The sequence below is a fragment of the Bacillus cereus group sp. N11 genome, assembly GCF_016483605.1.
GTDB classification, from domain to species: Bacteria; Bacillota; Bacilli; order Bacillales; family Bacillaceae_G; genus Bacillus_A; species Bacillus_A toyonensis.
Window position 1 is genome coordinate 1 of record NZ_JAEHBN010000038.1, and the last position, 9,561, is coordinate 9,561.

Consider the following 9,561-nt stretch of genomic DNA (forward strand, 5'->3'; position numbering starts at 1 on the left):
TTTTGCTTATGAAGTAAGAATAACTCATCCGAATGATAGAGATGTTGTTACTAATGTTTTTGGCCTTAGTGCAATAGTATTCAATCCACAAGAAGGAAACAATGTTCTACAACATGATTTAGCAAAATTAGAGCTTAAATAGATTTTTTAAAAGTCTTTTTATTGGTTTTGCAAGGTAGATTGACTAATGATAAGTAGTGTTATGTGAACAATTTTTAAATAAAAGTATGAAAAAAGAGATAGTTTCCAGCTATCTCTTTTTTCATATCCTTAGAAGAGAAAAAAAACTATGGATATTTGTAAATGCTCATGGCATTATATGTGTTTTTTTATTGAAAGTGTTATTGAATGTTATGTATTTAAAATACAGTTTGATTATTCTTGATAGTTTTATCAACCACGTTTTTACATTGGAACTTATAATTTAAATCCAACATATGATGCCATGAGCGTATGAAATATAGTCTTAGTCAGAGCAATAAGAAAAACCACAGCAATTGTTGTGGTTTTTCTTATTGATGAAACTGAAAGTAAACTTCTATTTAAGAGTTTACTTTCATGTTTTAGATCTAAGGAAAGGGAAATTAGAAGGGGGAGCCCTTCAGTTCCGCTTCAGCCATTACCTTACACCTAAAAACAAGAAATTTTTTAAAAAACTATTCTATAAAATATTTAGTTTTACCAATATTGCTAATAAAAGTTGGATAAGAATTTGAACATTTACTGCTATATCTGTATCAGTAGTCGTAACTGTAACGTTTCTAGAATTGTTAATAAAAGTTTTTTGTCTATTAATTTGTTTAACAGATGATTTTTGTAACAATTCTTGAGTTACTCGATCAGCTTTTTCACTATCTGCTATAGAAATACTTAAAATAACGACAATTGCAGCTTGTAATGCTGCTTGAATAGATAATGCTGCTTTTGTATCTGTAGTAGTAACTTGTACATCCGCTGAATCAACAATTGAAATATATTCTTCAGAGATTTGATAAGTTTTACTTTCTTGTGCAGCTACTTCTGAAACGTTAGCATCGTTAAAAGATGGATGACAATTAGAAGAATCTAATGCACTCCACTGTTTGTTTCCCTTTGCACTCCATGCTTTTCCCATGAAATCGCTCCTTTCAGTCTAAAAAACTATTAATTTGAGATTGGATTTCCGAAACTATACTTTTAATCTGTTGTTTTTTTTCTGGTGATAAATTTTTAAACTTGTCCTCTTTTATATCATGTCTGTTTAAAATATCTGAGAGTAAAAGATCTAATAGTATACTTTTTTGATCCTTATCAAATTTAAAAGATGATAATTTTTTAAAATCATCCATTTTAGTTATCAACTCCTAAAAATTAAGATGGAATAATAAATATTTTATAGTTTTATAGAATTGCTAGTAGTATATGAGAATACGTATAAAAGGGTATGGACAAACCTTAAAAAATAATAAAATATTGATGTTGGTCAATCAAAACGGACCTAGCGAAGCGAAGGGAGTATTTGACTTGACCAACTCACTACACCGAAACCCTTTTATGGTTGTCAAACGGTACCCGTTTGACCCTGCCTACCGGCGAGGGAGCCCCTCAGAGAATGAGGGGTTGGGGAGTTTGGATAAAGGGGGCTGGGGAAGAGTTCCCCAGTGGGTTTGGGCAACGCCCAAGGTTTGTTTTTTCCATGTTGAACATGGATCGGCAAAGCCGACAAGCGTCGCAGACCCCTATCTATTTTGATGCGAAAGCGTCAAAATACGTATAGGGTTACGCTAATTGACATCATTTCGTCGCTTTGCTAGACTGATGGTATCAATTAATCTAGGGGAAGTGGTGACACTTTATGTTAGGTTCTATCTCATTTAATCAATCTTACCAAAGTTCATTGAGCCATAATAACAGGGAAAATATTCATGGGAATCCTGGCATCGATCCATCCAGGTTAGATGAGAATATTTATTTTGTTCAAAAGGACATCCGAAGTGTATATAAAGATGTCTTTCAAGAAGCAGTGGATAAATATAATGAGAAACAAAAACGGAATGACCGTAAAATTGATGATTATTATGACAAAATACATAAAGATGATAAGACACATGAGCAACGAGAATTAGTCGTGGCGATTGGGGAAGGTAAAGACGACTCGAAATATAGGGAAGCCAAAAAGGAAGCGTTAAAACAGTATGCAGAGGTGTTTCAAGAGAGAAATCCAAACCTAGCGGTTTATAACATGGTTTTACATGATGATGAAGCGAATCCGCATTTACATATTAACTATGTACCGAATTTCGAAAGTAGTCGAGGATTAACGAGGCGTGTCGGAATGGATAGAGCTTTGCAGCAACAAGGTGTAGAAGGAACGGGAAGAAAGTTAATTGAACATTGGAGAGCATTAGAAACCGCCTATATTGAACAATTGGCTAAAGAGCATATTCCGAATTTTGAACGTGCTAATGTTGGTTCACATAAGTACATGAAAGTTCGTCAATACAAGGAGTATGCAGAAGCAAAGTCAACTATTGAAAACCAAGTAGAAGAAAAAGAAACACAGTTACAAACGATTGATGATCATTTAAAAAACATTGAAGAGAAAACAAATGAATTAGAAATGACAAAAACGAGTTTGGAAAGTGATGTCGTTGATACGTACAAAGAATTAGAGATAGTAAAGCAACAAGTAGAGAGTGAAAATGAAAAGCTGCAGTTAATTGGTCAGCGTCATATAGAGTTAGAAAAAAGAGTAGAACAAATGCAAAAAGAATTAGATAGTGCTACAGATCAAGTGCCAAATGAACCTGTTAAAATTCCATTCTTACGTAAAGAAGAAGTAGTAGAAGTACAGGATAAAATGTTTGGAAAAGCTGAGATCACGAAGAAACAGACAAGAAATTATGTGTTATCACCAGAACAATATCAAGAAGTAACAAAGCAAGTGAATGCAGCGGTTACTATCAAAAAGGATTATGAGCGTTTGAAAAAAACAGATTTTGTGAAAGAGAATGAGAGTTTAAAAGTGCATGCAGAGGTATGGATGCAAGAAAATCGAACGTTGAAACAAGAAAAAAACCAGTTGCAAAAACAAGTTGGTGTATTGAATAGAGAAATAAGCTCATTAAAAGCTCATATAAAGGGTTTGCAGACGAATATAAGAGTTTTGTATGTACAAACAAAAAAAGTTTTTAAGGAGCAATTTAAGGCGTTTAGAGAGATTGTTAAAAAAGAATTGGATAACAAGGGAGTAGATAATCAATTTGAACGTGAACATAAGAGAGAAATAAGAAGACATCGAGATTTTGATAGAGAAAGATAGGATTGAATGTTGTATTTTTGCAAGAGATGGAAAGCTTTAACAAGGTGTTTCATGTTATTATAAAGAAAGACGTATAAACGAGAAAAACCGCCCATGCTTTGGACGGCAGGCGGTTTTTCATAATAAGGTTGGAATCAACCAATATATATTCTATATACATTCTAACATATAAAAGTTGATTCCTTCCACTAAGGGAGAGAATTATTTTATGACAAAAGTTGTAGATTTTGGACAAGCTGAAAAAAAAGCGAAAATAAGAGATAGTAAGATTGATAGTATTTATGATCAGTTGCAAACTGGTGGTTATTCAGAAGAAGAAAGAGCTATGCTTTTACAGATGTTAAGTAAAATGTCTGGTGGCGAAGAATATTTCATAGGTAAAAAGAAAAAACCTACAGATCGGGTGAGATTTGTGCAGATTATAATGGATAATATAGATTATCTGATTGAAATAGGTTATTTAAGCAGTAAGGAAGAAGCTTTTTTATTCAAACTAACTTCATCTGTTGAATTTAAAACCAATGTTCTTGTAGAACGTGAGACAAATAATCCAGCATCACCTACATATTTAGCTGAAAAATTTAAAATGACTCGTCAAAGTATTTCTAGTGTTATGAATGGTTTATTAAAAAAGGGAGTATTAGCGGTTGCACAATCAGGTGTTACAACTGAAGATGGACGGGTTTGTACTAGTCGTACATGGTTTGTAAATCCAAATGTTATGTGCTGCTCTCCTAAAGATGGAATAGATAAAGCAACTCAACATATTTTTAGGGATTCATTAAGAAATTTTAAAGTTGAAGATCAAGGAAAGAAAAAACATAAATTACCGATTTATTTATTTTAAAAGAATGCAAAAATTATCTTGCGTTCTTTTTTTTGTTTCCATTTACCTTTTTTTAGGTGTCACTTTTTTTTGACACTGGTGTCACTTTTTTTTGACACCTTATCTTCTATAAACCCTTGATATTACTGACTTTTTTCACTTTGCTCTTCTCACTCTTATATATATAGCTAAAAGTTCCGCAAGGAACAGGTAGTATTTTTGAGCAAACAACGCTCAAAAATCTCCACCTTCAGGAAAAAAGTCGGTTCGTTAATCCTCACCTAAAGGCTATCGCCTTTTCTTTTTTTCTGTCCTTGCAGAACTTTTTTCGGCTGGTTTTTAGCTTTCGCCAAGCCGAACAGACCAAAAACGGGGTTAAGTTGCTCGACTTGGACTAGCAATTATACCAGCCGAACCGCTAGTTCTATCGTCTAAAGTAATAAACTTATTCTATATGTAGTTACGTTAAATTCGTGGGGTGTCGCCCCCACACGACGAGCCAGCACTCACACCCAAAAACAAGGGGAAAAGAAATAAAAAGAGCCATGTGAATGCAACATGGCTCTTTTTTCTAGGTATTTTTTCAACAAGGAATTTTAAAATTAATTTTGAAGTACTTCTTTCCTTTTTGATTTTTTATGAGAAATTAATAAAAAAACGATCATAATTGCCAAAGGTAGCAAGAATACATACAAAGGTATACCCCAAACAAAATGTCCTTTCAAGGCTTGAATAATAATATAAATAAACTCCCAAATTACATGCAGTTTCATCGAACCCCTCCTGTAAAATTTACCCATAAATATATTAACTATATACAATAAAAAGAGCAAGAAGGGCTAGTTAACGTAAAATTCGATAGAGGAAGTATATTTTATTTATTTTTCATATCTTCTAGTAGCTTTATAATCTTATTGTTCTGTTCAATCATGATTTTATTTTGTTTCATCATTTTTGTGAAATCATAGGAGAATATTAAAAGAAGAACTGTAATGAAAAATATCACTAATGTATACTCCTTTCTTTAGGCTATGTTTTGTTTATTTTTGAATCTTATAATTTAATTGTACAACCAATTGGAATTCATTTCCTTATGTATATTTCATACACGCTTGGTTAACATAACGTCCTATTATCGGTAGCAAATAAAAAGCGAAATCCTTTTTATATCAAGGATTTCGCTTTTTATTTGTTTTATCATCTTATGCATAATTTTATACATTGTGGATATATCAGGATTTTTCAGGTTTATGAATGTCCTGTATTAGTACAAAAATCTGTATAGAATTCTGTATAAAAAGGCCTTATATATAAGCAATTTTTTTTATTTCCAGAATTTCCACCAATGTTGTTTATTTTCTATAGTAGGAGCAACTAGTTGTTTAGTCTCTTGAATAGATCGTATGTTATGTAGTAGTTGCTCATCTCTTTCTTGTAATAATTGTTCATGGTGTTTTTGGTACATTTGTATATTGTTTTTCAATGTTTGAAATTCTTCTTGAGTTTGTCGTAGTTCTTTTCTCATGGATTGAAGTTCTTTTGTTATTTCTTCGCGTTCCTCACGCAACAGTTCACGTAACAAATTAGTATTGTTTTCGCGTTCCAATATTTCTTTATCTCTGGTAATAAGCAAAGATTGGGGATCGATTGGATCATGGGACGTTCCACTCGTGTTCCAATTTTCATTATTTATGGTTATTGCTACAGTTTTTGCAGCATCCACTTTGTTATATCGGGCATCTTTCATAAGTATTTGAAATTGTTTTAAAGCTTTTATATCCTTTGAAGTAAAGGTTCGATACTCACGATTACTTTTAGGATCACGCACTTTTATAAAGGTGTATTTGTGTTTTTCTAACTCTAAACACCATTTACGTAAATAGCTTTCGCTAATACTTAACATTTCTGCTACTTCCTTGGTTAGAAAGGCGGGAATTGGCTCGTTTTGTATATCATTTTGTGTTCCATCAGACATCGTTTCTCACGCTCCTTTCAACGTTCCAATTGATGTTTCTAAAGATATATTATACATGATAAAATGAAATACCTTTGAAATATTGAATTTATTGGTAATATAGAACAAGTTACATTTTAAGGGTTAATTCATGATTTAAACTACAAAATCATAAGAATAAATGGAGAATATTAGAATATATTTATGATTGGGAGAAAAAGTCTCCTTTTTTGTTGTGGCTAAAATTGTGGGTAAAACGGAGGAATGTCTGATGAATATTATTTATATAGAAATAAAAAATCAATATAAAAGTGAAAAAGAAAATGAAATGGAAACTATACCAATTATAAAGCGAGTATATTATGAAAATGGAGAGATTAAATTTGAAATATTAGGGGAGCAAAAAGTTCCTATGGCATGGTTAGATAAATAGAGAAGGGGCACTCATTTGAGTGCTTTTTTGTTTTTATAGATATGTATTAATGTTTTAATCTCTTTATTTGTTATATTTAGAAGTTATTTCGTTTAATAGATAAATTTAAAAATTTATTAAAAAAAGAAAGAAGAATTTTTTAGGATTCTTCTTTCTTTTTAGTGTATAAACATTTTTAATTAGCAGTTATATCCAGGTCTTGTTGGCGCTCCGAGTTGAACTTGTTGAGTTTGTAATACTTTTAAAGTCAAATCAAGAACGATTTTTTCGCGTAATTTGTCAAATGATTTTTCGGAATGTGTTTTCTCACATGAGCCTTCATGATGACTATCATGATCATTATGACATGGTGCATAGTCAAGCTCATAAAATTCTGCACTGATTAATTCACAATATGGTTGTTCATTATAGAAAACATTGTTTTCAAAGAAGTATTTATCTAGACGAGGAATATCAGTATTTTTTGGATTAATGAAACGAGCTTTACTTTCTGAAGAAAAAGCTATAATTGCTGGAGAAAGAAACTCATTTTCAGTTAACTCAGCAAAACCAGAGAAATTCACTTTTGCAATTTTATCATAAATTACGCCATTGCAATCATAACCCGCATATTCAATGTTTTTACGAATATAACCTTCTACAAATAATTTTGCTCTTGTTACTTCTAAAAATCCTGTTGCATTAATAGGTGTATATTCAACTGGCACTAGTTTACATTGTGTTAAAAATACATCTTTTAACACTCTTTTAATTTCTACTGCTGGTGGACAAAGTGGAATATCTGCTTCTACTACAATTTGAAGTGTTCTTTCTGCTAATACAACTGGAATTTTAACTCTTGGATTTGTTGCAAGAACAGGTGTTACATCACTATCGCTGAGTGGAGTTCGTGTTTCTGATTTAACTCTACAATCATTTTTATGATGGTCATTGTTATATTCTTGATTATTCAATTCATAAAACCTCCGTTTATTTTATATTTAAAGATGTCTACTTAAATAGGGTATTTAAATAGATACATATACGTGACGGCTTGTATAATAGTGATTTTTCTTATTTTGAAATAAATAGGTCAGATTTGATTAGTAAAATCAATGTTTTTTGTTGGATTTTGCTTAATATGTGTTTTTTATTTAAATACTGGTAAACTTTTTTTATGTTTTAAAAAAAATAAATAATATAAAAATATCGTACCATTTTGAATAAGAAAACATAGATTGTATGTGAGACGAGTAGTGGTTTACTTGTTTACGCTTTTATAAAAACCTCCTTTAAAAAAGGAAATCTACTAATAGATTTCCTTTTTATTTTTAATGTAATTGATATTGTTTTAGGTGATTTGAAAGTGAATCTTGATTTAATACATTTTAATATATAAATTTATATATATAAATTGATGGTTGTAAAAGGTAATAAAAACTTTTTTAAAATTTGAAAAAGAAAGTGTTATTTTTTTTAGAAGGAAAACAGCTTAGAACAGAGGGAGAATAAAATATGTCTCAAACTTATTGGGGATCTGAGATAGCCAAGAACTTAGGAATTGCTTCAAGTGCTTGGTTTAAATATTGCTTTGTCTTGGAGGAAGCTGAGTATTTTTTCGAGCGGGAACAATAATTCTAGAATTATTATTATAATGATGTAGCAACTATAGAATGGTTAATATCAGCTTTAGAATAGAAGAAGTCATTTTGAATTCGCTTATTTGGTAAATAAATTAAAATCTATTGATTAAAGAGAGTTTTGCTTTTTATTTGAAAAAAGATAAGAAGTGAGCTTTTTGTCTATTATTAATAATGATACTGAATTTTTAGCACTATAAATGTTAGTCAAACATATATTGTAGTATTGGAATAAGTTTCACTCACTTATTTCATTTTATTTTATAGTTTCCTTTAGGAGAACACCAACGGACATTGGTGTTCTTTTTAAGTAGGTTGGTTTTGAAAAATAAGAAGTTTTCTTTGTTTTAAATTTGTACTTGTTGTATTTGTAAAATTTTTAAAGTAAGGTTTAATACAATTATTTCACGAAAAGTATTAAATGGTTCATTTAAGTTTGTTAGACAAGGGGAAAAGTCTAATCCAACAATTTGAGTACTGACTAATTCGCAATATGGTTGTTTGTTATAATAAACTATATCTCCGAAGGAACATTTTTCTAAATGTGGTAGATCACCGTTTTTAGGATTAATAAAATGAAATGTAGTATTTGAGGAGGAAGCTATTAAAGCTAAAGATAGAAAATCATCCTCTATTAGATCTGTGGAACCAGAAAATGGAACATTTACAATAGAGTTATATATAATTCCATTATATTCATCATTTACATACTCAATATTTTTACGAATATACCCTTGTAAAAATAATTTAGCTTTTTTAACTAGTTTATAATCTGTACCTGGTATTGGAATAAATGCTAAAGGAAGTAACTCACATTGTGTCAAAAATACGTTGTTTTTTAAAATACGTTTAATTTCAATTGCTGGAGGGTCTAATGAAATATTGGATTCTACAACAATTTGAATTGTCCTTTCAGCTAATATAACTGGCATTTGTACAAGCGGTGCTTCTGTATTAATAATCGGTGCTGCAATTTTATCACTTAATGGTGTTTGAGTTTGTCCTAGCACCTGACATGATGTATTAATTGGATCTTGTTCACTCATGTTGTTTAGTCTCCTTTTTGAAATTACTTTAGATTTTTTAAACTGTTCAATGCCAATGTATTAATTTTTTTTCATTTATGTTATTCGCATCTATAAATTATATTTATTTTATATACAAATTTATTAATATATATTTATTATAAAAGAGAGTAATATGATTTTTTTGTGTTTAATTCTTTTAATTTATTTATAATTTTGAGGATATTAAGAGATTTATCATGAAGTCAATATTTAAGAGATGTTATATAAAAATTAAGATATTTAAAAACATAGATGAAATTCCACTTTTATACCTTTCAGTAAAATATTAATAGCATTATATATTATAAGGACTGCTTGTCCTTAAATGTAAATGAAAGGGGGGATTGATATGGGTTATGGC

9 protein-coding genes and 1 pseudogene are annotated in these 9,561 nt (G+C 30.3%); 4 read left to right on the top strand and 6 right to left on the bottom strand.

Going from position 1 to position 9,561, the window contains the following annotated elements:
* Nucleotides 1-661: 661 nt before the first annotated feature.
* Together JDS98_RS29405 and JDS98_RS29410 are read right to left on the bottom strand one after the other, a co-directional pair.
* Nucleotides 662-1,114 (bottom strand): spore coat protein, encoded by a 453-nt coding sequence (locus JDS98_RS29405; protein WP_000513812.1) that lies wholly within the window; start codon nucleotides 1,112-1,114, stop codon nucleotides 662-664.
* A gap of 13 nt (nucleotides 1,115-1,127) precedes the next feature.
* Entirely contained in the window at nucleotides 1,128-1,328 is a 201-nt protein-coding gene (locus JDS98_RS29410; RefSeq protein ID WP_052943748.1) for a hypothetical protein, read from the bottom strand.
* 506 nt (nucleotides 1,329-1,834) lie between these two features.
* On the opposite strand from JDS98_RS29410, the gene JDS98_RS29415 reads away from it, so the two are divergent.
* Nucleotides 1,835-3,301: a plasmid recombination protein gene (locus tag JDS98_RS29415; protein ID WP_199634618.1), complete on the top strand. Its 1,467-nt coding sequence runs from the start codon at nucleotides 1,835-1,837 to the stop codon at nucleotides 3,299-3,301.
* 208 nt (nucleotides 3,302-3,509) lie between these two features.
* A complete protein-coding gene (locus JDS98_RS29420; protein ID WP_000170177.1) occupies nucleotides 3,510-4,148 on the top strand; it encodes a MarR family transcriptional regulator in 639 nt (212 codons plus the stop codon).
* Between the two features lie 581 nt (nucleotides 4,149-4,729).
* Here the strand turns inward: JDS98_RS29420 and JDS98_RS29425 are convergent.
* Both JDS98_RS29425 and JDS98_RS29430 read right to left on the bottom strand, forming a co-directional pair.
* Complete coding sequence (locus JDS98_RS29425) at nucleotides 4,730-4,900, bottom strand: hypothetical protein (protein WP_000766348.1); 171 nt, start codon at nucleotides 4,898-4,900, stop codon at nucleotides 4,730-4,732.
* 551 nt (nucleotides 4,901-5,451) lie between these two features.
* Entirely contained in the window at nucleotides 5,452-6,102 is a 651-nt protein-coding gene (locus JDS98_RS29430; protein WP_001279584.1) for a DUF3967 domain-containing protein, read from the bottom strand.
* A 250-nt stretch (nucleotides 6,103-6,352) separates the two neighbouring features.
* Between JDS98_RS29430 and JDS98_RS29435 the strand changes: the two genes are divergently transcribed.
* Nucleotides 6,353-6,514 (top strand): hypothetical protein, encoded by a 162-nt coding sequence (locus tag JDS98_RS29435; protein WP_199634619.1) that lies wholly within the window; start codon nucleotides 6,353-6,355, stop codon nucleotides 6,512-6,514.
* Between the two features lie 179 nt (nucleotides 6,515-6,693).
* Here the strand turns inward: JDS98_RS29435 and JDS98_RS29440 are convergent, their stop codons facing one another.
* Nucleotides 6,694-7,467, bottom strand: coding sequence for a CsxC family protein (locus JDS98_RS29440; protein WP_001064601.1), 774 nt, complete (start codon nucleotides 7,465-7,467; stop codon nucleotides 6,694-6,696).
* Between the two features lie 541 nt (nucleotides 7,468-8,008).
* Between JDS98_RS29440 and JDS98_RS30915 the strand changes: the two are divergent.
* A pseudogene (locus tag JDS98_RS30915) lies at nucleotides 8,009-8,185 on the top strand (DUF3967 domain-containing protein); the annotation flags it as partial.
* 295 nt (nucleotides 8,186-8,480) lie between these two features.
* Here JDS98_RS30915 and JDS98_RS29445 read toward each other — a convergent pair.
* The gene (locus JDS98_RS29445) at nucleotides 8,481-9,179 is read right to left on the bottom strand and encodes a CsxC family protein (RefSeq protein WP_199634620.1); all 699 of its coding nucleotides are present in this window, start codon (nucleotides 9,177-9,179) and stop codon (nucleotides 8,481-8,483) included.
* Nucleotides 9,180-9,561 lie beyond the last annotated feature (382 nt).

Coding starts and splice junctions, on each gene's coding strand:
- JDS98_RS29435 (WP_199634619.1), top strand. CDS start 6,353: ATGAATATTATTTATATAGAAATAAAAAATCAATATAAAAGTGAAAAA.
- JDS98_RS29445 (WP_199634620.1), bottom strand. CDS start 9,179: ATGAGTGAACAAGATCCAATTAATACATCATGTCAGGTGCTAGGACAA.
- JDS98_RS29410 (WP_052943748.1), bottom strand. CDS start 1,328: ATGGATGATTTTAAAAAATTATCATCTTTTAAATTTGATAAGGATCAA.
- JDS98_RS29405 (WP_000513812.1), bottom strand. CDS start 1,114: ATGGGAAAAGCATGGAGTGCAAAGGGAAACAAACAGTGGAGTGCATTA.
- JDS98_RS29425 (WP_000766348.1), bottom strand. CDS start 4,900: ATGAAACTGCATGTAATTTGGGAGTTTATTTATATTATTATTCAAGCC.
- JDS98_RS29415 (WP_199634618.1), top strand. CDS start 1,835: ATGTTAGGTTCTATCTCATTTAATCAATCTTACCAAAGTTCATTGAGC.
- JDS98_RS29430 (WP_001279584.1), bottom strand. CDS start 6,102: ATGTCTGATGGAACACAAAATGATATACAAAACGAGCCAATTCCCGCC.
- JDS98_RS29420 (WP_000170177.1), top strand. CDS start 3,510: ATGACAAAAGTTGTAGATTTTGGACAAGCTGAAAAAAAAGCGAAAATA.